Raw genomic sequence first — 26043 nt, 5'->3', positions numbered from 1 at the left:
TATCAAACCTAAAGCAATCGAAGCATAACCAGAAGCCGCCGCGCCATTACCTAAAGCAGCCGCATTAGAATTAAGAGCTCGCGCATTATAACCTACAACAGTCGCAGCATAAGCAGAAGCCGTCGCGCCAGTACCTAGAGCAATTGCGTATTCATTAGAAGCCGTCGCATTATAACCTAGAGCAGTCGCAAAATTACCAGTAGCCGTCGCATTATAACCTAGAACAGTCCCAAAATTACCAGTAGCCGTCGCATTATAACCTAGAACAGTCGAATATGGACCAGAACCTTGCGCTCTATTACCTAAAGCAATCGCCAAATTATCCGAGTCTATAGCATTAACACCTATACCAAGCGCATTAACACCAGTAGCCTCTGCTCCATCGCTTAAAGCAGTCGTATCATCATCAGAACCATCAGAGGCTGTACTCTGTGGATAAGACACACCAACACTGTCAACATCTTCAAGAGACGCATTTTTAACATCAGAATCCGCTGAAAAACTAGGAGAAATATTCAATAAAAATATAACACTCAAAGCCCCCAAACGCCAATTAATAAAAGATGGTCGATAACGAAGAAAATAAGGAAATTTCATTTTTTTTGCCATCAATATGATAGATATTTTTTTCATAATAAACTCCTCAATGAAAAAATAATTTTGAACATAAAAAAGACATATTTTGGCATTAACACCGTTTAATATTCTGAATAACGTTAGTGTACGGGGAGTGTATCTGAACGGATTTAGAATTAGAGATTACCTTTAGTAGAATCGGTAATATCGTAGGTAGAGTGTTTTGTGCTGTGTATCCTTTTTGTAGTGAAGTAAAAGTATGTCTTAAGAATGTATTTATAGTTACAGTGATTGTTGTGTTAGTTGTAGTTGAATAGAGTGTTTGTGTATTTTGAGAAGGGCTTCTTTGCTTGATAGTAAGTGGTAGTAGAAACTTGAAGTAAGGGATTGGTTGTTTTGTTTTAACTAACCTAAGTGTTTACTTCAGAGGTTTTACAGATATCATTGTAAAGTTGAAATGTCGCAATACTCAAAACTAATTTTTGTATTTTTTTAAGTTTTTTTCGTAGTGATTATATAAAAGCATTCTATAGTGTGTTTTTTATAATGCATTGCTTGCCCCCCTCTTCGAAGCCTCTCTTGAACAGAGAGATATTTGAACAAAAAGCTTGATATTTTTTAAATAACACTACTTAATAAATTACCTGTAGTATCACTTCTCGCGCTTATATAAACTCTTAAATAAAATAGCAAGAACAAAATGAGTCTTGTTAAATAAATAAGTCTTGTTAAATGTTTGTGATAATCCCTTTGTTTATACCGAATAAACGTTGTTTTTATTTACAATGATCGCGAAGTGTATTTCTACAATTTTTAAATCCGTACATAAAAATTATGTTTCAATCAGTTTGTAACATAAATACTGTTAAAAAAAATCTTCACATTACTTGATGCTTGTAAAAATAATCCACCCTCATCTTGGTTGATAAGGGTGGATTGTTTTTTTACTCACATATTTTGTTGATTATTATCGCAACCTCAGAGTAATTCCAGCACCTACTCCCCAATGACCACCTGAACGCGTTGCAGATATATTAGAGAGAATATTTCCATTTTCAGAGGTATAACCAGCACCAACAGAAAATGCAGATTGACTACGCCATAAACCACTACCAAATGAAAGACTTAAAGATCCCAGTATATCATAATAACGCAAGTTAGCCACCACCAAACCAATAGCTCCTGTCTGTCTTGCCTCTGTACAGACATCCTCAACTGCATAATTTAATATTTCAAACTTCATATCTGTATAAGACTTCGCATTATCAAGAATAATATCCATCTGCTACAAACTTACCCTCTCGTGGATATATCTTATCCGTAAAATCCTTTGCAATGCTATATTGCCAGAAAATCTCTACTTTTAAAAATGTATTTTTCCCTCTTAGATAGCCCTCCTATAATTAAAAAGAATCTCTCTCGAACAAAATAAGTCTTAAATTAATATACCTTCTACATTTATTAAGCCCTTAAACAAACGATCAAAAACAAAGTGATTCTTTTTCAATATTTGTACAAATCATTTTTCATAAAAAATAAAAATTATCTCTATTCACAGCAGTAGTGAAATAACTTCTTATAGCGTTTCTAAATTTGGATTTTAAAATTATCTGTCAATCTGGTCGTAATATGAACATTGTTTATGTCTGTAAAAAACAATTCACCCTCACCTTATTAGGAGAGGGTGAAACAAATTTTTCTTATGCATTTTATTTATTATCAGTTCAATATCATATTGAATCCCGCACCTACACCCCAATGACCACCAGAAGTACTGACCGATACATTAGACCGAAGAGAGCCATTCTCAGATGTATAACCAGTTCCAAAGGCAAAAGCAGATTGGCTACGCCATAAACCAGTACCAAATCCAATGCTTAATTTTCCAGGCATGTCACTGTAACGTAAGTTCGATACTGCTAATCCAATAGCTGCAGCTTGTTTTGCTTCTTTTCTTACATTTTCTATGCTGTAGCTTAAAGCATCAAACTTCATATTGGTATAGTTGTTCGCACGTTCAACGGCATCGTCAATCGCATCAATAACAATATTATTCACCCGTTGATCCGTATAATTTTTCGATTCATCAAGAATAATCTTCATCTGTTCTTTTGTATAATCATGAAGCTGACCACCATTAATCGCTTGCTTAGAACCCTCTTCAATCTTTCCATCCGCTACATTATCAATCGTTACAGGTTCACTGGCATCGCCACCTTTCAAAGTAACTTTGTTGATCTTTTTGCCATTTTTATCCCTATCATAACGAACAGCATCTTCAGCAATACCATCAACTTTGTTCTCAATATTAATAACCGTTTCGCCAATATCGGTAACCGCACCTGAAATATTATCAACTCTATCTCCAATATGCTTAACATCTTTTTCAACATCAGAGATACGTTCATTGGTTTGCCAGAGTTGTCCACCATTAACTGCATCTTTTGAATTTTCTGCAATTTCACCATCAGCAACATTGGTAATCCTATTCGGCTTACCACCGCGTCCAGCATCATAGGCGTTTTCCTCTTCATTCCACTTTAAAGCATCCGAATCGACCTTGTTTATGACATCATTAATACGGTTGTTAATATTTGACATCCCATTATTAATACCATCAAAAGCATCAGAAACATTATTATAGCTTTTCTTCTCACCAGCAGTGCCATTTGCATCGAATTGGGAAATCTTAAAATCAGGCGCTGTCCATTGACCATTTTCATATTTAGCACCACCACCAAAATACGTTGCAAGAGTCTGATTCAAAAGATAAAGCTGGTTGCCCGTAATGGCATCTGTCGAGCCTTGTGCAATTTCTCCATCCAAAAGAAACTTAAGTTTACTCTTTGTCTTTTCACCATTTTTGCCATGTTTTGCAACAAATGCTTGCTCTTCTTCACTCCATAATAAAGCATCATTCAAAAAACCATCAAATTGATTAGTAAACTCATTCACCACATTTGTTAGACGATTGTCCACACTCTGAATATTGCTATCAAGACCTTTTAAAGCTGAACCGACATCATGATATTTAACCTTAGCATTTTCTCCCTGACCATCTTCAGTAATGACAGATAAAGTATATGTTGGTGCACTAAAAATACCATTCTCAAATTTTGTATCACCACCAAAGTAATTTGCAATATCTCCAGCTATTTTATTAATCTGACTACCGTTGATTGCATCATGCGAATCTTCAGAAATATTACCATTCTTGACATTAAGGAGAGCAACAGGTTCGTTATTATTATTTTTACCACCTAAAGTTACACTGCCATAATTAACAGTACCATCTTCCTTTTTATCGTAGAGAACCGCTGCTGCAGTTACTGTCTCAATATTTTGAGAAATCTTCTCTATGCTTTCATCAAGTTGGTCTTTATTAACAGCTTGATCGCCGTTTTCTGCCTTACGCACACCAGAAATAGTGCGCGGTGAATTGCCATATCCTGCAATACTAATTTCAGTACCAGCTGTTTTCTTACCGATAGTGATAATATTTGTTGATGCGTCCTGTTGCACAAGATCATTTTTTTCCATATCAATAATCTTATTATTAATATTGTTGATAAAGGTATTTACACCAATAAATGCATCCGTAACATTATCATATGCCTCACCATCAATAAGGAAAGCTGGGTTTGTACTGTTAATCACGTTGGCACTACCACCAAAAAATTTTGAAGTATTTTCAGCAATCTTGAAAAGCTGGGAACCATTGATAGCGTCAGTTGAATCTTCAGCGATTTCACCATCCAAAAGGAATGTAATTTTGCTGTTTGCACCCTCACCATTACCATGAAGTGCAACAAACGCCCGCTCATTTTCACTCCATAATAAAGCATCTTGAGAAAAATTATCAATTCTCTGATTCAACACATTGGATACATTTGTTAGACGACTGTTCACATTTCTGACATTCCCATCAAGCCCTCTCAACGCAGAACCGACATCTTTAAAGACTTTTTGTTCCGTCTCACCATCTGCACCAACAAATGTTAAATTATATTGTGGACCTACAAAAGCGCCATCTACAAATCCTGCATCACCACCAAAGTAATTTGCAATATCTCCAGCTATTTTATTAATCTGGCTACCGTTGATAGCGTCAGTTGAATCTTCAGCGATTTCACCATCCAAAAGGAATGTAATTTTGCTGTTTGCACCCTCACCATTACCATGAAGCGCAACAAACGCCCGCTCATTTTCACTCCATAATAAAGCATCTTGAGAAAAATTATCAATTCTCTGATTCAACACATTGGATACATTTGTTAGACGACTGTTCACATTTCTGACATTCCCATCAAGCCCTCTCAACGCAGAACCGACATCTTTAAAGACTTTTTGTTCCGTCTCACCATCTGCACCAACAAATGTTAAATTATATTGTGGACCTACAAAAGCGCCATCTACAAATCCTGCATCACCACCAAAGTAATTTGCAATATCTCCAGCTATTTTATTAATCTGGCTACCGTTGATTGCTTCTTTTGAAGAATCGCTAATTCTTCCCTTTGCAACACCAGAAATTATACGATCTGCACCAGATTGGTTTGCAATATCAATCTTCGTACCATCTTTTTCTTTACCAATAGTGATAAGCTGACCATCTTCTTGCCACTTAACAAGAGTGTTGCCTGCTATTTCATTTTTCATTTCTTTTAACTGTGCAAAATTCACTGCATCAGTAGCTTGCTCTCCAGCTTTTACACCCCTGATAGTCCGATCGCCACTACTTCCTGCAATATCAATCTTTGTACCGCCTTTTTCTTTACCAATAGTGATAAGCTGCTCATCTTCTTGCCACTTAACAAGAGTGTTGCCTGCTATTTCATTTTTTATTTTATTCAGCTGTGCAACATTGACTGCATCACTCTCGTCAGTACCTTCTTCCACTCCTGTAATCTTTTGATTCCCTCCATCAATACCATCACTAGTCATTCTCGGACCATCAGCAATCACGAAGCCATCATCACTCATAGTGCTTCGGCCTGTAGTAACACTTGTCAGCTTAAGATTCTCGTTTAAAGCAAACTTGATGTTATTATTAGCTTCTTTTGCAATCTTTAAGTTCTCTGCTCCCTCTACATTGCTATTATCTACTGAAAAATCTACCGTACTGCCTAATGCAACAGATGTCGCTTCTTGTCCGCTAACAGAAAGTTTCCATCCTTCTTCCACCAAGCTTTTGATAGTCTTAAACTGTCCATAATTTACTGCATCGGTATCTTGCTCTCCAGCTTTTACACCCGTGATAGTCCGGTTGCCCCCACTTCCTGCAATATCAATCTTCGTACCGCCTTTTTCTTTACCAATAGTGATAAGCTGACCATCTTCTTGCCATTTAACAAGAGTGTTGCCTGCTATTTCATTTTTTATTTCTTTTAACTGTGCAAAATTCACTGCATCGTTATCATCAGTACCTTTCTCCACTCCTGTAATCTTTTGATTTCCTCCATCAATACCATCACTAGTCATTCTCGGACCATCAGCAATCACGAAGCCATCATCACTCATAGTGCTTCGGCCTGTAGTAACACTTGTCAGCTTAAGATTCTCGTTTAAAGCAAACTTGATGTTATTATTAGCTTCTTTTGCAATCTTTAAGTTCTCTGCTCCCTCTACATTGCTCTTATTTACTGAAAAATCTACCGTGCTACCTGGATCAACATCTGTAGCTTTACTACCGTTGACAGAAAGTTTCCATCCTCCTGCTGCAATATCTTTCAAAGCTTTTAGCTGGGCAACATTGACTGCATCGGTATCTTCAGTTCCTGCTGCCACCCCTGTAATCTGCCGTGTAATTTTATACCCTTCAACCTCTTTACTAGTATCACCAACACTAAAAGCCCCTGCAGTACTTTTCCATGTCTCACTAACTTCTGTTGATATAGTATCAGTCACAGGATCATAACCATTAACACCCTTTTCAACACGAGAGACAGATCCCCCACCAATAGCAACCCCATCTCTAACACGTGCCTGTGCATTTGCACCAATAGCAACAGAATCGTCCTTTTCAGCAAAAGTAAACGTACCTATTGCAATAGAATTTTCAGCTTCTGCTATTACTTTTCTGTTAGGCTCAGGACTTCTCTTAGACGAACCACTACCTATTGCAATAGAACCTGAAGCTTTTGCTTCAGCTTCTATTCCTATAGCAACCGCATAACTATCTTTTGCCTTTGTTTTTGTCCCTATAGCAATGCTCTCTTTACCAGTTGCAGTCGCAAGTCCACCGAGAGCAACTGTAGATTCCCCCGATGCCTCTGATCCCACTCCCATAGCAACACTTGCTTTACCGCTTGCAAGTGCAGAAACACCAAAAGCTTGCGCCCCTCCAGCTTTTGCTGTCGCTCCTGCACCAAATGCTGTTGAATAATTCCCCGTTGCAGAAGACCCACAACCGGTTGCAAAAGAATAAACACCAAAAGCTTCAGGCATAGCATTGGGTATCCCCCCTGTAAGAGTCCCCATATAACCACTATTTTGGGTTGTCGTGCTATCACCATTCCAAACAGCCTGTTGAGTAGTTGTGCCATAAGGATTATACCCATTAAATGCTAGATTTTCGATAAACCTTCGATATTGCTCCTCTGCAGTTATTTTTCTGTTCTCAGCAACTGACTGCTGCTGCTTACCGCCACGACCTACAACATTATCTGCACCACAGTAATCGTCATCACCAGCCAACACAACACTACCGTGGCTACCATGAGGATATAATACCCCCGGAGCACCGGTGCCTAGATTTACATTACCTGTTATAGCAAGGTTTGCAGCAAAAATAGGAGAAACACTCGATAAAAGCGTTGCCATTGCAGCTCCCAACGAAACCACTTTAACTAAATTTGATGTTAAATATAATTTTTTCATAAGAACTTCCTCCTATAAAGCTCAATATCATCACAACGCGCAAAACCCTCATCGCAAAATCCTGTTTGCGCACCCCAAAAAACAATAAATAAAGATAAAACCCACCCCCTATGATGCCGGTGTTTACTACGGCGCCATCCTCAAATATCTGCGACAATATTGAATCTAGAAAAGTCCCCAACCCTTTTAGCTAGAGGGATTCAAGCTAAAAAATAAAGAAAAACAAAATCTTTAAAAGTATTACATTAATCTCCATTCAAAAATATTACTATTCACCTCATAACAAAAACGGCTTTTTCAAGAGCAATTTTACTTTTCAGATAAAGCGCATAAGCAAAATGGCAAGAGTATAGAAAATAATTTTCCATTCATTTGCAAAAATACTTCCTCATAAACATGAAGAGAGGCATTTTATAATCGCTGTTCTTATAAACATAAGCTTATGATTTTTTTAGACTTAATCATATAATGTGTGATAGATAGCTGTTATCATGAGTATCTCACTCTGGAATAATACATACATCTTTAAAAGAGAAATTTCTTCACGCAATCAAGCATTTTTTTAATAAAGTCTCGATGCTTTAATCCTGTACTATTCATGAAATATAGAGCAGTTCTGTAAACTTTCTTTCGTTTTTTCTGCCTTTTTACGTGTGTTATCTTTTATTTTTAATTTATGGCAATCAAATTGCTGTAATGATTATTGTTTTTCACTGTTGCATAAATTTTTATAGAATATTGGTAAACGAAAAAATCTGTTTTTTAGCTCTTTACTCTAAAATGACCCGTTATATTTTTAGTATTGTCAGCATTATTTTTGCGGTCAAATATTACTAAAGAAGCGGATCCATAAATACCATTCCTCTTTCTAAAATTGTATCTTATTGGCTTAACCACAATTCTGTTTATGGGCGATTTTGTCTTTGAATATTAAACAAAAAAGCTCTCATCAAATTTTATTAAGGAAACCCATAAAAAATACTTGAGATTTTTTCCATCAACAAACCTTAAATCTCTTAGAGATGTGCACAAATAAAGCAAGATGCATACAACTTTCTATTGAAAGCAAATGGTTCATCCATATTCTGAAAAATTGCCGCTTTTCTTTTAAAAATAATTTATAGAAACATATGTTGAATGATAACTTAAAATACCGCTATCGTTTTCTTACCCATTTTAAATGATAAAGAAAAAAATCTTTAAAGATTTTCATTTTTAAGCAATGAAAACATATGAAACATTCTTGAGTAAGAAAAGAATCTCAAAACAAAATTATGATTCGCAATTATAAAAAAGAGACAGGACTACTTGGTAGCATCCTTTAGTGCACGGTAGGATAACTCAAAAAAAAATCTATAGTGCTATTTCAAATAACATATTGAAGGAAAAAAGAAAATTTTACAATGGCGCACCCGAAGAGATTCGAACTCCTGACCCCCAGATTCGTAGTCTGGTGCTCTATCCAGCTGAGCTACGGGTGCAATTTCTAATTCCTTATTACCTCAAGACAAAGGGTTCCTAATCGTTTCATTGATGAATTGCAAGTAAAAGTTGGTAAAAATAAGAATTTTATCTTTTCGTTGATCATATATTTTAACAAAGGCAACTGTGTATTTCTAATTTTAGCTGGATTTTAATACAACCATTTTCTTTTTGTATTAACAGTACAACTTAAGATGAACGATAGTTAACTTGACGTTTTAACTTACGAGAGATAGTCAAGCAAAAGATGAGATCTGTTTTTTGCGGTGGGGAGTAAGATACGCTACCTGCAGTTCGTTTTTGTATGAAATTCGAATGTTGCTGTTGAAGACTATTTCAGGCAAATTTGCATATTCATAACATAGCAAAGGTAGAAGTATGCGATTGTTTAAAAAGATTTTTCCACTAGTATTGTTCATTGTCATTTTGACGGTAGCTTATTGGGTAGGGAAACACAGTTCAGAGAAACGCATTGCTTTAATAAATAAAACAACAAGTTCATCCCATAAAGCTTCAAAAGTGACAAAAGAAAAATCGACAACAAATGTTGTTGTTGATCTTGTAAAAATTCAAGATTTTTACGAACATTTAAATACACTTGGAAGCGGACAAGCATTCGCTGAGGTGGCATTGACACCTTGGTCATCAGGTGTTGTTGATAAGATTTTTGTATCAGCTGGTACAAAAGTACAAATGGGCGATGTCATTGCAAAGCTTGATTCTGAAAAGGAAAAAATAGCAGTTGAAAAAGCAAAAGTGCAACGTGATAATAGTGCCTTAACACTTTCACGTGTTCTTAAATTACGTGCCAGCAAAACAGCAACAGAGGTTCAGGAAATTACTGCCCGACTAGAGCTGGAAAACGCTAATTTGGCTTTGCGTAATGCTGAATTAGATCTCGATCGGCGAACAATTCGTGCACCAATAAACGGAATCGTTGGCATTTTGCCCATCAACACAGGCAATACTGTAACCCTTAATACTGTAATAGGTCGTATTGAGAATAGAGAACGCATTTTAGTCGATATATGGGTTCCTGAACGGTATATATCCTATATTCATAAAGGAGATAAAGTAACCGCAACATTAACGGCGCAACCAGATAAAACCTTTGTTGGCCATATTTATGCTATTGATAATGTCGTTGATCCAGAAAGTCGCACACTTCACGTTCAAGTTGAGATCAAAAATGAAAAAGATACGCTTATGTCTGGTATGTCTTTTTCTATTGCACTGCAATTTTATGGTGGTTCCTTCCATGTCGTTCATCCTCTTGCTGTTCAATGGAACAGTAAGGGATCTTTCGTCTGGCGTGTGAAAGAAGGAAAAGTAGAATCTATACCAGTTTCGATTATTCAGCATAAAGAAGATAAAATATTTGTGAAAGCACCCCTCAAAAATGGTGATCAAGTTGTCATACAGGGAGTGCAGATGCTTCGCCCAGGCAGCAAGGTGACTATTAATGAAGCAAACGCCGACCAACAACAATTATCAGCACCTCGTGGGTAAAATTATATAATGAGTCAAGAAGTGAATACGAAACAAACTATAACCCAAGCAGAACAAGGTGGTATGATTGCCTTGTTTATTCGCAGACCGGTTTTTACCTTTGTTTTGAACGCCATGATCATCATTGCGGGATTTGCTGCATGGTTGAACATTGAAGTTCGTGAACTACCAGATGTTGATACTCCAGTGACAACGATTATGACAACTTTTTCTGGAGCATCAGCAGAAACAATTGATCGTGAAGTTACGAAAATTATAGAAGATGCAGTTTCTCGTGTTTCTGGTGTTAAAACAATTTCTTCAACATCTTCTTTTGGTCGTTCACGTGTCGAAATCAATTTTAATGTTGGTGTTGATTTGAATGTTGCTGCATCCGACATTCGCGATGCTCTGTCTCGCATTGCTTATTCTTTACCCAAAAACGCCGATACACCTCTCATCATTAAAGCAGATTCAAATGCTGCTGCTATGATGTATTTGGTTGTAACCTCACCAACGATGAGTATTGATGATTTAACAACGGTAGTAAACGATCAAATTGTTGATGTACTTTCTGCCGTTGATGGTGTTGGTGATGTGCAAGTTGCGAGTGCACGCACGAAGATTTTTCAAGTTGATATCGATGTAGCAAAGCTTGCAAGTTATGGATTAACCGTAGCAGATATTTCACGCGTTCTTGCTGATATGACAACAGATGTACCAGTGGGGTCATTACGCAATTCTAAACAAACTTTAATTGTACGTGCGACTGCACGCTTAACAACAGCAGAAGCTTTTGAACAAGTTCTCTTAAAACCTCATGTGCATCTTGGTGATGTTGCACATGTTACTTTGTCACCTGATATAGAAACAGTTATTCTTCGTGTTAATGGAAAGCCCGGAATTGGATTGGGGATCATACGTAAAGCACAATCTAATACTCTTAATATTTCTCAAGGTGTTCGAACTGTTCTTGACCATCTTAAAAATGTTGTTCCTGCTTCTGTACATGTGAGTATTATCAATGATGATGCACTTTTTATTCAAAATGCACTGCATGAGGTTGAAGTTGCATTGGTTATTGCTATTCTCAGTGTTATCTTGGTTATTTTTCTTTTTCTTAGAGATATACGTGTAACGCTTATTCCTGCCTTATCTATTCCTGTTGCTTTAATCGGTACAATTGCTGCCATTTACGTTGTAGGATTTTCTTTAAATATTCTCACATTGTTAGGACTTGTTTTAGCAACAGGTCTTGTGGTGGATGATGCGATTGTTGTGCTTGAGAATATTGTTCGATGGCGTAATATGGGATTAGGTCCTCGAGCAGCAGCAGCGTTAGGAACACGGGAAGTTTTTTTTGCTGTTTTAGCTACGACATTAACTTTAGTTGCTGTGTTTGTGCCTATCTCTTTTCTTCCTGGGCAAGTAGGAGAACTTTTTAGGGAATTTGGCTTTGTTTTGGCAATTTCTATTCTACTTTCTTCTATTGTTGCTTTAACACTTTGTCCTATGTTGGCTTCACGTCTTCTCAAAGAACATCCTGAGAACGATAAGAAAGAAAAACATCATTTTACTTTGTTGAATAAATTGGGAGCTTTTTTGAGCAAAAAGTATGCTTATAGTTTGCATAAATGTTTAGAAAAACCTTGGACGGTTATTTTTGCTTCACTTATTTTTGCGTGTCTTTGTGTCGGAGGCTATACAAAATTACAACAAGAATTGATACCAGCAGAGGATAGAGCTCTTGTTTTTTTGGTTATTAATGGACCACAGGGGATTTCAACACAATATCTAAATGAGCAAGTAGAACAAATTGAAACGAGTTTACAACCTTTACGTGATTCTAGAGAGATTGCTAATAGTTACTCTATCGCTGGTATTAATGGTTCACCCAATACTGCTTTTTTAATTTTATTGCTTTCATCTTGGGACAAGCGTTCGCGTAGTCAACAAGAAATTGTAGAAGATATTAATGCAAAAGTAAGACAGTTTCCGGCAGTCTTGGTATTTGCGGCACAGGGAAATTCTTTAGGAGTTAGAGGAACTGGTCAAGGTTTACAATTTGCAATTCTTGGAAATGATTATACAAAATTACAGCCAATTGCCGATAAGCTTGTTACTGCTTTACAAGCTGATCAGCATTTTATTCACCCACGGCTTACTATTGATGCAACACAACCGCAATTTTTTATTGAAATTAATAGAGAAAAAGCTTCTGATTTAGGGATTGATGTTACCAATTTGGGGGATACATTACAAGCAATGTTGGATGGGAAAAAAATTGGCTCCATTTATGTAGATGATCATTCTTATGATGTTAAACTGACATCACGTAAGAATCCTCTTAATAATCCGAGTGATTTAGAAAATATTTTTTTAAAAACCAAAGACAACAAATATGTTCCTTTATCAGTCGTAGCAAACTTGCATGAAAAAGCCATTGCACCTCAATTAAAACGAGAGGAACGCATGAGTGCTGTTATTATCAGCGCAAATCTTGCTCCAGATGTTGTTTTAGGAAGTGCATACCAAACTGTACAGAAAATTGCTGCTCCTTTGTTGTCAGAAGGCAACTATATTGTTCCTTTAGGGGAAGCTGCTACATTTGGTGAAACATCTTCCAATTTTATGATTGTTTTTGGAATTGCCTTTGTGATCACTTTGTTGGTTTTGGCTGCGCAGTTTGAAAGTTTTATTTCAGGATTTATCATCATAGCTACTGTACCATTAGGGATTGGTTGTGCCGTAATTGCTATGCTTTTAAGTGGAGTTAGCCTTAATATTTACAGTCAAATTGGTTTAATTTTGTTGGTTGGGGTTATGGCTAAAAATGGTATTCTCATTGTTGAATTTGCCGATCAGTTACGTGATCAAGGAAAAAGCGTGCGTGAAGCTATAGAAGAAGCAGCAAATATTCGCCTTCGTCCAGTTTGTATGACGATGATTTGCGCCATTTTAGGAGGAATTCCTTTAGTTTTAGCCAAAGGTGCTGGCGCAGAAGCACGTGTCGCTTTAGGGTGGGTTATTGTTGGTGGTTTGGGTTTAGCAACTATTTTTACGCTTTATGTCACACCAGTTATTTATCTTTTTCTTGGACGTTTTATAAATCCAAAAGCAGAAGAAGTTACACGCTTAACAAGAGAACTTAGCCAAGTTAATTAATCTGATAGGAAAAATTTGAAGTTTTGTACTTTCGTTTAAAAAATGTCGCTTTCAGATCTTATTCTTTTTGTGTCGCTTGATTTTATTATGTAAACAATCAAAACTGATTTCAACAAAAGAGACGATTTTCGTTTTGTTATTGTTTGTGTGTAAATTGTATTGTCAAAATCATAGGAGATAGCTTATTGATTCGAAATGAAAAAATCTTTGAGAAAGCTTTGAAAACTTTAAAAGAACATGCCACAAAGGATGGAGTGAATGATATTCGTAGGCATTTTCTAGAAGATAAGCAACGTTTTTCCCATTTTTCTTTGAGATTTGACGATCTCCTTTTTGATTTTTCAAAATGTGGTGTAACGCTAAAAACGTTGCAACTCTTAGATAATTTAGCTGTTGCAGCAGATGTATTGAAACGGCGTGAAGCAATGTTTTCCGGTGAACCCATTAATACAACTGAAAAACGCTCAGTTCTTCATATTGCGTTACGTTTACCTGCTAGCGAAAATTTTATGTTAAATGGTCGTGATCTTGTCCAAGATATTCAGAATGTCCTTGCTCATATGGAAAGATTTTCTGAAATGGTTCGTGATGGCACTTATAAAGGAGACAGTGGCGAGAGAATAAATGATATTGTCAATATTGGTATTGGTGGCTCTGATCTTGGACCTGTGATGGTCACAAGTGCTTTAAAACCTTATCATGATGGTCCGCATTGTCATTTTGTTTCTAATGCAGATAGTGCACATATTTTTGATACTCTTTCTGGTTTGAATCCGGCAACAACTTTGTTTGTCATTGCTTCTAAAACTTTTACTACAGCTGAAACGATTGCGAATGCACAAATTGCACGCCAATGGATTTGTTCACATTTAGGGGAGCAGGCTGTTTATAAGCATTTTGTAGCTGTTTCAAGTGCGCTTGATAAAGTGATAGAATTTGGTATCGATTCTTCAAGAGTTTTTGGATTTTGGGAGTGGGTTGGAGGACGTTATTCAATTTGGTCGGCCATTGGTCTTATTGTTATGCTAGCAATAGGAGGACAAAATTTTCGCCAATTTCTCAAAGGTGCTCAGCATATGGACCAACATTTTAAAACAGCACCTTTACATAAAAATATTCCTATTCGATTTGCCCTTTTAGGATTTTGGCATCGTGTTATTTGTGGTTATTCATCACGAGCTATTATTCCTTATGCACAGCGTTTAGCGCATTTCCCAGCTTATTTGCAGCAACTTGATATGGAATCAAATGGTAAGCAAGTTTCTCTGGATGGCAAGCCATTAACTTTTTCAACTGGTCCAGTTGTTTGGGGAGATTCAGGAACAAATGGTCAACATGCTTTTTTTCAGCTTTTGCATCAAGGAACAGATATTATTCCTGTAGAATTTATTTTATTTATAAAAGGACATGAGAAAAATTTATATCCTATGCATGACATGTTGATAGCAAATTGTTTAGCACAATCAAAAGCCCTCATGAAAGGACGTAGTGTTGAGGATACTCGGCGCATCCTTATAAAAAATGGAATTGGTAAATGTGAAGCAGATAATTTAGCACTCCATAGAAGTTTTGAGGGAAACCGCCCCAGTATTATGTTGGTTCAAGATTTGTTGACACCTTTTGCGCTCGGTCGTCTCATTGCACTTTATGAGCACCGTATTTTTGTCGAAGGTATTTTGATGAATATTAATTCATTTGACCAATGGGGTGTTGAGCTTGGGAAAGAATTAGCAAATGAATTGTTACCTATACTCCGCGGAGAAAACAAAGCTGATAAACGAGACAGTTCAACATTAGGACTGTTAGCACATATTCAAGAAAGACGTTCAGAATAAGTGTAATTTAACAACAGTTTTTTACTCTGTAGGAAAGAGAATATAAGATAGGACTGCATAAAATTTCATTATTTTTGTGTATATTTTTTTGATCATTAATGCGATTTTCTAAATTGTTTTTTAACAAAAAAGCTATAAAAATCTCATAATAAGTTATACAAAATTTGCTGATAAACCACAGTTCTCGTTTCATATTCGAAATAAACAAAAAACATTGAACAAATCAAAAGACTTAAAACTCTCTAAATTTTGCATAATAAACTGATTTTGTTGATAAATGGCGGTGCTATTGAATCCCTTCGAATTCAAAGATCGTAACCCAACAAGCAAAACATATCAAAAATCATCGTAACACAAGATTATTAAATACAACAACCAAGGATATAAAAGTAAACTTACGCTTATTCATTTTCTTGATTTTATTAAGGAGAGATATATACACTCTAACCTCCTAATACGCTGAATTTATTTACGAAATTGTGGTAAGTTATGATTGCAAAAAACAATAAGGACAGCACTAAGCAATAAATACTCAATAGTCCCCTATGTTTCAATGAAGATACAAGGGATGACACGAAAGAAGCCATTGGAAAATGAAAATACTTAAAGTTGATATGAACGCATGGTTTTTGAACAATAAACGCAGAACTGCTTTTGTATCCTGCCAATCAGTACGGATATGAGGAAGATAAGACTTTTTTCCTAATCCGTCACCGCATACCGTTTAAGTGTGAAGAAAAGATTGAATCTAGCCAATCTAAAACAATTTTTACCATCCAGAATTGCATACATACAAAGCATTGATTTATAATGATAATTTACTTTCTGTATGTTGGATGAGAGTCCTTAATATCGTAAGATTCTCTTATTTCAAACCTATTTATCTTAAATCAATCAAAACTATTCGCTTGCACATTACAAGCAGAATGAGCGTGTGGATAAAAACTGTACAAAAAAACTAAAAATGGTTCTTATGAACCGTCTTAATGCAAGGGCTGTTGGCAAAATTGGAGGCTGGCAAATATAATGATAGTGCCTGCTTTTACTTCCTAAGCATGGTGCTCAATGAATTTTACGGTATGCCATTCACAGGCGCCATCGTGAAATGGGCTTGGGTGCCTTAAGAAATGTCTCTTTAAAACAAGCCCACGAAGGTGCAGACCAATGGCATTCTGTTTTATGTGAAGGTCGTGCCCCCATTAAAAAACGTAATTATTTATGACCGCGCCAACAATGAATTGGCAATCTTCAATAAGTCTGGATCCCCCAAAAAGCGCACCATGTATCTGAAGTTATTCAGCTAACATCTTTTCAGTCAAGCAAAGTATTTCCTAAGTTCAGAAAAATACATGCTGCTGCCACTTATCAACAATGGCTCTGATACTTCAACATGTAACGATATTGATAAATTACTAATAGAAATTCAATACCAGTTTTATGAATCTTAATAATGATAAACAAACTCTACACTCTAACAATATCTTTGCTTCACTGAATGCCAGAAAGCATTCAAAGCGCGGTTCGTTATCAAAGCTACCGATATGCGCTGTATTAGCTAGCGCGTTAACAATGACAGAGATAGACTGGTATAAACTAGTCAATTGCTAAGATATTGATTTTTCATAACTAACAGCTCTGTATTTGCTTCAACGTACGGTTTTTCAGGAAAAGGTTATATATTAAGAGAAAAATTAGAAAAACGGGGTGTTTATAGAAGGAAAGTCAATTGTAAACAGCAAAAAGCTGCCAATACTGACATTTTGAAACAGAAACTCTTAATGCATAAGAACTTTTGTTTGGAATTAATGGCGGAGAGAGAGGGATTTGAACCCCCGATAGAGTTGCCCCTATGCCGCATTTCGAGTGCGGTGCTTTCAACCACTCAGCCATCTCTCCTTATAAAAGTACGGTGAGCTTTATACTCTTTTTCAGTACATGGCGGGTAGATAACCTTCAATTGCTTTTCATACAACCATTTTTTGCTTTTTTATGGGACTTTATTGACAGAGAATAGAAATTCCGTCATATATACAGAATGCAAGCGTGGGGAAATCTGCGCATATTTTCGTTTAGGAAGGTATTTTTACCCTTCTGTGGCAATCTATAACGACTGATAAAAAGCAGCCTATTTTTTCTTAACTTATAAGAAAGAGATTAAATAAGAGCTGGAATGAACGAAAGGATAAAAAATGTTCGCAGTCATTAAAACCGGTGGTAAGCAATATCGCGTTGTTGCTAACCAGAAGGTGAGAGTTGAAAAAATTATTGGTAATGCTGGTGAGGTTGTCGAATTAAGTGACATCTTGATGGTTGGGGAAGAAGGGAATGCAATTATTGGTGCACCTTTTGTCGATGGTGCCTTGGTTACAGCAGAGATTGTAGAGCAAACGCGTGGACGTAAGGTTATTGCATTTAAAAAGCGCCGTCGTCAAAATTCGAAGCGCACGAGAGGACATCGCCAAGAAGTAACGACACTTCGTATTTTAGAAATTTTAATGGGTGGTTCGAAACCTAAAAAAGCAGCGACAAAGTCAATTAAAAAAGAGGAAAATGCTGCATTAAAGGAAACCACAAAGAAAGTTAGTGCAGCTGATCCTGCTAAGAAGGTAGCCAAAAAAAACACTGAAAAAAAAGTTACATCGCAGAAGAAAACGACTGTAGCATCAAAGAATAAAGAAGATTAAAGGAGAACATCCATGGCACATAAAAAAGCTGGCGGTTCCTCGCGTAACGGTCGCGATTCAGAGTCAAAGCGTCTTGGCGTTAAAAAATTTGGTGGTGAAGCCGTTATCGCTGGGAATATTATCATCCGTCAACGTGGTACACGCTGGCACCCTGGTGATAATGTTGGCATTGGAAAAGATCATACCCTTTTTGCTCTATCAAATGGAACCGTTTCCTTTCGTAAGAAAGCGAGTAACCGTTCGTATGTTTCAGTTATTCCTGTAGTAGAGGCAACGAAATAAATTATAATATTTTTACAATAAATCAGTATTTTGTTGAATTTCAGGCTTGGAATTCTTTAACACGAAAAAGGAAGGGTGGGATACTATCTTTCCTTTTTTGTTATCTATGGTATAATGCAAATTAGAAGTAAGTGTAGAAAACTAAAAAACAGAATCTGGAAAAATGCTTTTCTTAAATAACTAAAAGATTGAAGTTATATTTCATTGGGACTGAAAACATTGACATGATGGGAATTACTGATAATCGGTGTGTGATGGTATAGAAGATTTATTTTTTTATTAACGAAAAAATATCAAGCAATTTATTTTTAAAAGATTTTAGGGAGTATCTGTGCAATCATATTGGTGAAATTGTTCTTGTTTTTTTAACGTTGGTAGTATTCATAATATTCTTTAAAGGTTATGATAAATTTATCTGTATAGAAAAAAATGATAAGTAGTAAGAGGCATTTATCAAAAATTTTTTGCACGTAATACGCGTTTAAGGAAATTTCAATAAATCGAGAGTGACATCACATTTAGCATAGTTTGGAGCAACCCAAATAAACAGCGTGCAATCAATGACATAAATAGTATTTTGGGGAATATTTATTATTGGATGTTATAAAATAACCTTTTTCAGTATAAGAGAAAAACTTGATTTAGAGTGAAAGCGCTTTTTATGAGAGTGTCTTACTGATCTTGTTTCAAATTATCTAGAAATTAAAATCATGCATGGGATTTTGTTTGGTTTTAGCTATTGAGAGTATCGTTTTTTAGAAAAGATACTTTACCTTTCTGGTATGTGACAAACAATACTCTGTTATCACGATATTTGTTTGAGAAAGAGAAGACTACAGTTAAGGCTACACCTTGAGGACCTTATATCATAAGATATCAGCTACATTGAATTTTAAGTAGCAAATTACATGCGGAAATTTGTGGCCGTGTAATACACCAAAAAAGAACAAAGACTGATTGCTTAGTTGGAGAGGAAGCTGTGAAAATGTTAATAAAGTTGCAGATTATTAGGGAGATACTTTCTTCTATAAGAGATGATGACAAATTATATCGAATAACTCAAGATAGTAAGAGCGTTTTTTAAAATAGCTTTTCAGTTAATAGAATCTGTAAAAATCAGGGCATTTATCTTTTTAAAGTAGAGTAAAAATCATATTTTCTTATGATAATTTTACGCAATTTGGGAGCAGATATACTTAAAATAAGATGATACTTGAAATCATTTGATAGATCATATTTGGTTATTTAAACATCTCACTAAGCCATATCCCATACAACAAAGGAAAATCATGATGTTACTTGTATTCTGTATTTTGGAAAATATGACTTTGAAATAAAATTTATCAGACATATTCATACTCAAATGTGAAGCAATTTAAATTCATTATGAGAGCTGAGGAAGTATAAGCAATGAATGCAGATTTTGATGATGTAGAAATTTTATCTATAAGATCTGTACTACTTGCAGCTTCTTTTGACCATAAAAATGACGCGATTCATGCTGCTGCTGAATTGCTTGTACAAGTTGGTGCGATTGATAAATGTTACCTAGAAAGCATGCTCAAACGTGAAGCAATCACGAATACTTGGCTTGGAAATGGTATAGCGATTCCCCATGGAATGGTTGAAAGCTGTGATTTGATTATCAGAGACGCTATTGCTGTTATACAGATTCCTGCTGGTGTTGAATGGTGGAATGGAAATAAAGCCCGTTTGGTCATTGCCATTGCAGCGTCTCCAGATCGCTACATAGAAATTTGCAAAAAATTGACGTGTCTTTTATTTGATAAAAGACGGCTTGAAGCACTTTTGACAACAGCAGATAAACAACAAATTATTACAACCCTTTTTGATCATAACATGAAGATGGAAAAGGCTTTCAGAGGCGATCTTCCAGTATACCAGGAATGGACTCTAGATTATCCAAGTGGTCTTCATGCACGACCAGCCTCTCTTTGGGTTGACTTTGCAAAAAAAATTTCAAGCTCTATCAGAATTCGCCATGGTCAATATGCCGTTGAAATGAAAAATTTAGTTGGTTTATTGCAATTAGGAGTAAAAAACGGCGATGTTCTCATTTTTTCTACGGATGCTGTAGAAGGCGCACAACTTCTTAAGGATGCGATTTCTGTCGTAAAGAAAATAAGCATAAGTGAAAAATGTATGGTGCGAGAAATAGAATCTCAAACAAAGGCTTTTCATGGTTGGTATCCGCGTTCCAGACAAAAAGGCATTTCTGGAGTTGGTGCAAGTTCAGGGCTAGCCTCTGGCAAAATCTTTGTTTTACGACAAAATACTGTTTCCATAATAGACCAACCAATAGATTTTGCAGCTGGCGCAGCATGTCTTGAAAATGCTCTTACAAAAACAAAACATAAAATGGCATCTGTTATTTCTAATATTACAGCGCGTATGGGAGCAGATTCTGCTGCAATTTTTTCTCCGCAAATGGTTTTGCTTGAAGATGAAAACCTGATAGCACAAACTTGTCGTTTTATGGCAGAAGGTCATGGTGTTGCTTGGTCTTGGGACAGAGCGGTTCGGCAATTTGCAGATATGTTTTCTAAGGTAGATAATCCTTTATTAGCAGCGCAGGCTGTGAATTTAATTGATGTCGGTCGTCGTGTTTTAGGAGAAATTAATCCATCATATCGATCATTCTTTTTAGATGATATTCCGTGTGGTATTATCCTCATTACAGATGATCTATCTCCTTCTGATTTAGCGCAGCTTGATTGTACAAAAGTTCAAGGATTGGCAACCGCGTGGGGCGGACCATTGTCTCATACTGCCATTTTGGCACGCACTCTTGGTATTCCAATGGTTGTTGCTGCAGGAGCTAATATTTTAACCGTTAAGTGTAATATTCAAGCTATTATTGATGGCGATAATGGATTCGTTTATCCTGATCCTACTCCCGAAGATGTTGAAGATGTTCAAAAGCACATGAGTATTATTGTGCAAAAGCGTGATCGTGAAATCCGCGGGTGTAAAACACCAATGCAAACGATAGATGGTCAAAAAATTCGTATTATGGCTAATGTCAATGATGCGAACCAAATCCCTGTTGCGCTAAATTTAGGAGCTGAAGGCGTGGGACTTATGCGGACAGAATTTTTATTTTTGGATAGTCCACATATTCCAAATGAAGAAGCACAATTTAATGTGTACCGAGCAATAATTGAGAAGGTAGGAGATAAACCATTAATTATTCGTGTACTCGATATTGGTGGAGACAAGCAGGTTACACATTTACATTTATCTAAAGAAAATAATCCTTTTTTAGGTATTCGAGGAACGCGGCTTTTATTGCGTCGGCGTGATCTTTTAATTCCTCAGTTGCGTGCTCTGTATCGAGCAGCAAAAGAAGGCGGAGATCTATGGATTCTGTTTCCAATGGTTATGTCTGTTTCAGAGATTTTTGCTATAAAAAAGATTACAGAAGAAATCCGCAATGATATCGATGCACCAAAATTAAAGCTTGGTATTATGATTGAAGTTCCAGCAGCAGCTGTTATGGCAGATATTTTGAGTGCTTATGTTGATTTTTTCTCAATTGGAACCAATGACTTAACGCAGTATACTATGGCTGTTGATCGGCAAAATCCTTATCTTGTTTCTGAAGCTGATAGTCTTGATCCTGCAGTTTTACGCATGATCCATCAGACTATTCAGGGCGCGGAAAAACACAAATGTTGGGTTAGTGTATGTGGTAGTATGGCTGGAGATCCTTTTGCAGCCATGATTTTAACTGGATTGGGGATTCATGAACTTTCCATGATATCCTGTGACATTTCTTCAGTAAAAGCCTGTTTACAAGGTCATAGTTTTGAAGATATGAAAATTTTAGCAAAAAAAGCATTACAGTGTGAAACTGCACAAGATGTACGCGCGCTTAGCAATAATATAATCTGATACAGAAACTTTAAAGATGGTTTGTCAATTCTGCAATTTTGTCAAGTCGTTATATTATAAATCACTTTTATTGAAGTGAAGTTTATTATCCGCGTGAATTACATTTCAATTTTGAAGATCCAGAAATAAGTGTAGCCATTTGTATTTCTGATGACTAAATACAATGAATAGTAACGGATTAATAGCAATGTTAATGATCTAATTTAAAAAAAACATGAGCAGCATATCAATTTTAAGATAATATTTATCTATGAGCGAGAGGATATCAAAGCAGGCATAAAAATTTCTGATTTACGATGATCCAATTATTGCGTTTTTATGATTATTCACGGAAAAATGATCTTTTAAAGAAAGAAGATGTGTTTGTTATTCAATAAGTATTACATCTTTTGATAAATAAAGTTATTTTTTGGGTTTTAAGTGTATAATTTAGGCTTGCACGTTATTTCTTTCTGGGTATAGTGCAAAACTTCTGGAGAGGTGGCCGAGTGGTTGAAGGCGCACGCCTGGAACGCGTGTATATGGGGAAACCATATCGAGGGTTCGAATCCCTCTCTCTCCGCCATTCAAATTTTTACTTTATGTAACATATTTATTTTATTAATCTTTTTTAGGGTGCGGGATAGTAAAATAAAATTTCGGGAATAAGATTTTTTTTACTCCTGTAAGATGGTAGTACTTTTCTCTTTTTTTGCTTCATTAATTAGCTCTTTAAGATTTGCTCCAATGATTGCGAATCAAGAATTCTTTTCGGGATATTTTTTTAGCAAAACCTGATGCTCAAATAATCTCTAATTTTAAACAATCAAAATCCTTAAAGATCTCTCGAACTATATCGCAATCATTGAGACTCAAGACAAATTTTCCTTGAATACCTTTAAGAAATCTCACTATTTTTATAAAAATTATCTTCAACAAAGTTGTTGCTGCGCTGTCTTCCAAGCCTCCTCATTAAAAAAGTGATTTTTAGACAGTGACAACATCTCTGGTCTTATCATCTGATGTCAGTCCCAAATCACCACTAACGATAATAAACTCTGTTTGACCAATACACTGAATAATTGTTTCTGAAATTTGTCTTAGATTCTTGGAATATACAAATTGTTATGAAGATTTAACACCGCTATTCTTAAGAATCTGACTTATTTCCTGTAGATTTGTATCTTGATACTGTCCAGAAACAAGCTCATCGCCGATTATTATCACTGAAGCTCGTGACGACCTTACAAGCTCGATCGCATTCATAATAGCTTTTTCTATTTCTTGAGTAGAGTTTATACCACTTAAATCATATGTAAGAGTTTTCCCAGTACGGATAACATCATCAATTATTTGGCTATTTTTTTGTGCTGGCTGGGAGAAACCTAAATACCCTCACAAAAATATGATAGTATAGAACATAATGCAAGGATTGGCTTCACCTTAACCTGCAATGTGAAATGCACTGCCGTATACTGGCTCGAAATAAGCAATATGATTGCCAATATTGGTGCTAAGGGCAACTCTCCTAAGCTCCCCATGTTTCTGTGGCTAAACCTAACAAAATATCGCAAAACATATTTTCTGCGACGATAACACCAAAATGTTCAGTTTTTTAACTAACCACAATGCAACTGCATCGACATCATGAATTTTAGCTTCGATATCTGATTACTGAGAAGCAATAAGGTTAAATAAGTCTTTAGTAAATTGTTTGCGCTTCATAAAATTAAGGATACGGCATAATTCACGAACGTTTTGCTAGCTTGGTTTTACACTCTGCTTCTGGAAGTGCAAAAAATTACTCTAAAATCAATATAATGATTGATTTATATCTATCATTATCACCCTTTATGTTGGACAATTATTATTGATAGGACTCCACAACGAACGAATGTCACAGCATCCGTTTAAGCAGGAGAGAAAATTATAATCATCACATATGAATGAAATCGTTATTATATTCAAAGCAGCTACACTGCTGTAATATAGCCTTAGTGGAATCAGCAAAAGCACATTAAAGACCGCTACCAGTATCAAAAACATTTGGGCACAATCCAGAAAGACTAAACATTGCCATTTTTGTCAGTTTGCTCATAAAACAGATCCTCGCAAACTGCTATCCAAAAAACCACAATCATCTCTTCAAAGCAGAAAGATAGTCCAATACGTCTTTTTCTTATCCATTCTCATCATGTGATAGCATTGCTTGAATTTCGGCGACAAGGATGTGTGCAAACGTATTTTCTATAGTTTTTAATGATACGAGATTTATCAATGTCTAAAAGCCAATACAAAATAAGCAAGATAACGCATGTTCTATAAAAAATGAGACTATTACCTCTCATTCAAAGCCTGAATACTTTCAAATCGTGCTTTCTTATGTGATTATGATTGATATCAATAGCACTGGTTTAGCTTTGATGAACAATAACATAATTTTATGGTATTTTGTTTATCATCACAATAATCCATCTTATACACAAATTATATATTTCGTGTATAATCTCTGTTCCTCATTGTTCTCAAAAAGTTTTTGTAAAAGCCATTTGGCAATATATCTTAAATGCGGTAAACTCTACAGTAGAAATGTTACCGAACTTCATTCATGAAGGGAAAATTGAAAATCATGGAGCAATAAGTTTTCTGATAGGAATTGGTTCAAAAGTTGATACTTTTCACCAAATTGACAAAACCATGATGTTGCTATACATGGCAACTCTTGGTGATAACAGTGGGATGATGATTCAGCACATTAAAGCCACATGGGAAAGCCGCAACGTGGAGGAGTGAGCATGACCTCTTTATGCGATAAAGAATTATCCGATACACTTGTTGGTCTTTATGATGATTATCAACGCGGTTTTGATATTGGAAAAGAGCTTAAATTGTGCGTGGATTTGGCTTTATCTCTTGAATTGGAACTCAGTATTCACCGCTTAAGTGAAGCAGATTCAGTCTTAAGAAAAGAAATCGTGCAAACCTTGCATCGTCGCAAAAACTCTCATTCCAATGAGAATGAGACTGGTACAGTTATTCATATGGATTCTGAAGAGCATAACTAATGAAATATGCCTCATACATGATTAAGAATTTGCTGATTTCTTTGCTAAATATAAAATAAAAGATCCCTAAAAATTTCAAAAAAATATGTCATGATATCCTTACGATAGTGAAATTAATCAGAAAAATCTGCCTAATACTTTTGATAAACCATCAAAAATGACTAGCATTCTCTAACACGAGTGCAATTCATGTTTTATTCATAAAAAACTCAAACTTTGATATTTGCTCATATGCGCTGTATGATCTTACATGCCAATTAAACATAACATATTGATTCATAAATATAATTAATCGATCTGCATATAGAGTATGAAACTCAAATATAATCAGACTCTCCTATTTCAAATCCTTTTTATGGCAAATCAATCAAAACCGTTTCCTCGCGCTTCATAAACAGGATAGCTATATGAATAAAAATCACTTGAGATAAGGATTAATGTGCCTCTTATAAACCATCTAAAAGTAAAGTTATTGCAACCTATAAACTAGCAAATAGAATAATGGCGCTGACTTGTACTTTCATAATCGTAAAGATGGTGGTGCTCAATGGATCTTATGCTACACCACACACAGGTGCCGTTGTGAATGGCGATGAACCTTACTAGCACCGTATTTATTTTGATGATGTAGATATCTTCATTAATCTCAATAATGGTATCTGCATTTTCCATGACCGCAATGTCCATACCCTG

Annotated in this window: 9 protein-coding genes, 3 tRNA genes and 3 pseudogenes; 10 read left to right on the top strand and 5 right to left on the bottom strand. The window is 35.8% G+C overall.

The window, feature by feature from the left end:
• From ABID39_RS01625 to ABID39_RS01610, 4 genes and pseudogenes are all read right to left on the bottom strand, one after another.
• Positions 1-633: pseudogene (locus tag ABID39_RS01625) on the bottom strand (hypothetical protein); the annotation flags it as partial.
• A 910-nt stretch (positions 634-1543) separates the two neighbouring features.
• Positions 1544-1837: pseudogene (locus tag ABID39_RS01620) on the bottom strand (YadA-like family protein); the annotation flags it as partial.
• A gap of 458 nt (positions 1838-2295) precedes the next feature.
• On the bottom strand, positions 2296-7455 hold the full coding sequence (locus ABID39_RS01615) for a Vomp family autotransporter (RefSeq protein WP_354185357.1): 5160 nt from the start codon (positions 7453-7455) through the stop codon (positions 2296-2298).
• A gap of 1404 nt (positions 7456-8859) precedes the next feature.
• Positions 8860-8936 (bottom strand) — tRNA-Arg (locus ABID39_RS01610).
• A 379-nt stretch (positions 8937-9315) separates the two neighbouring features.
• On the opposite strand from ABID39_RS01610, the gene ABID39_RS01605 reads away from it, so the two are divergent.
• The 4 genes and pseudogenes from ABID39_RS01605 to ABID39_RS07910 form a co-directional block, all read left to right on the top strand.
• Positions 9316-10446: an efflux RND transporter periplasmic adaptor subunit gene (locus ABID39_RS01605; RefSeq protein WP_354185355.1), complete on the top strand. Its 1131-nt coding sequence runs from the start codon at positions 9316-9318 to the stop codon at positions 10444-10446.
• 9 nt (positions 10447-10455) lie between these two features.
• Complete coding sequence (locus tag ABID39_RS01600; RefSeq protein WP_354185353.1) at positions 10456-13590, top strand: efflux RND transporter permease subunit; 3135 nt, start codon at positions 10456-10458, stop codon at positions 13588-13590.
• Positions 13591-13760: 170 nt separating this feature from the next.
• A complete protein-coding gene (pgi, locus tag ABID39_RS01595) occupies positions 13761-15425 on the top strand; it encodes a glucose-6-phosphate isomerase (RefSeq protein ID WP_354185387.1) in 1665 nt (554 codons plus the stop codon).
• Between the two features lie 964 nt (positions 15426-16389).
• Positions 16390-16638 (top strand): annotated as a pseudogene (locus ABID39_RS07910) (integrase); the annotation flags it as partial.
• 593 nt (positions 16639-17231) lie between these two features.
• Here ABID39_RS07910 and ABID39_RS01590 read toward each other — a convergent pair.
• Positions 17232-17321, bottom strand: a tRNA-Ser gene (locus ABID39_RS01590).
• Positions 17322-17614: 293 nt separating this feature from the next.
• Between ABID39_RS01590 and rplU the strand changes: the two genes are divergently transcribed.
• From rplU to ABID39_RS01560, 6 genes are all read left to right on the top strand, one after another.
• The gene (gene rplU, locus ABID39_RS01585) at positions 17615-18109 is read left to right on the top strand and encodes a 50S ribosomal protein L21 (RefSeq protein WP_354185351.1); all 495 of its coding nucleotides are present in this window, start codon (positions 17615-17617) and stop codon (positions 18107-18109) included.
• Positions 18110-18121: 12 nt separating this feature from the next.
• Positions 18122-18391, top strand: coding sequence for a 50S ribosomal protein L27 (gene rpmA / locus ABID39_RS01580; RefSeq protein WP_354185349.1), 270 nt, complete (start codon positions 18122-18124; stop codon positions 18389-18391).
• A gap of 1410 nt (positions 18392-19801) precedes the next feature.
• Complete coding sequence (gene ptsP, locus ABID39_RS01575) at positions 19802-22306, top strand: phosphoenolpyruvate--protein phosphotransferase (protein WP_354185347.1); 2505 nt, start codon at positions 19802-19804, stop codon at positions 22304-22306.
• 474 nt (positions 22307-22780) lie between these two features.
• A tRNA-Ser gene (locus ABID39_RS01570) sits at positions 22781-22871 on the top strand.
• A gap of 2003 nt (positions 22872-24874) precedes the next feature.
• Positions 24875-25078, top strand: coding sequence for a hypothetical protein (locus ABID39_RS01565; protein ID WP_354185345.1), 204 nt, complete (start codon positions 24875-24877; stop codon positions 25076-25078).
• Positions 25079-25080: 2 nt separating this feature from the next.
• A complete protein-coding gene (locus ABID39_RS01560; RefSeq protein WP_354185343.1) occupies positions 25081-25350 on the top strand; it encodes a hypothetical protein in 270 nt (89 codons plus the stop codon).
• Positions 25351-26043: the final 693 nt, after the last annotated feature.

It is taken from the genome of Bartonella japonica (assembly GCF_040545385.1).
In the GTDB taxonomy this organism is placed as follows: Bacteria; Pseudomonadota; Alphaproteobacteria; order Rhizobiales; family Rhizobiaceae; genus Bartonella; species Bartonella japonica.
This window is presented reverse-complemented; position numbering and strand designations above follow the sequence as displayed.

What these genes read in the sequence shown, in the direction of transcription:
- ABID39_RS01605 (WP_354185355.1), top strand. Translation starts at nt 9,316, where the DNA reads ATGCGATTGTTTAAAAAGATTTTTCCACTAGTATTGTTCATTGTCATT.
- ABID39_RS01615 (WP_354185357.1), bottom strand. Translation starts at nt 7,455, where the DNA reads ATGAAAAAATTATATTTAACATCAAATTTAGTTAAAGTGGTTTCGTTG.
- rpmA (WP_354185349.1), top strand. Translation starts at nt 18,122, where the DNA reads ATGGCACATAAAAAAGCTGGCGGTTCCTCGCGTAACGGTCGCGATTCA.
- ABID39_RS01565 (WP_354185345.1), top strand. Translation starts at nt 24,875, where the DNA reads ATGTTACCGAACTTCATTCATGAAGGGAAAATTGAAAATCATGGAGCA.
- ptsP (WP_354185347.1), top strand. Translation starts at nt 19,802, where the DNA reads ATGAATGCAGATTTTGATGATGTAGAAATTTTATCTATAAGATCTGTA.
- ABID39_RS01560 (WP_354185343.1), top strand. Translation starts at nt 25,081, where the DNA reads ATGACCTCTTTATGCGATAAAGAATTATCCGATACACTTGTTGGTCTT.
- ABID39_RS01600 (WP_354185353.1), top strand. Translation starts at nt 10,456, where the DNA reads ATGAGTCAAGAAGTGAATACGAAACAAACTATAACCCAAGCAGAACAA.
- rplU (WP_354185351.1), top strand. Translation starts at nt 17,615, where the DNA reads ATGTTCGCAGTCATTAAAACCGGTGGTAAGCAATATCGCGTTGTTGCT.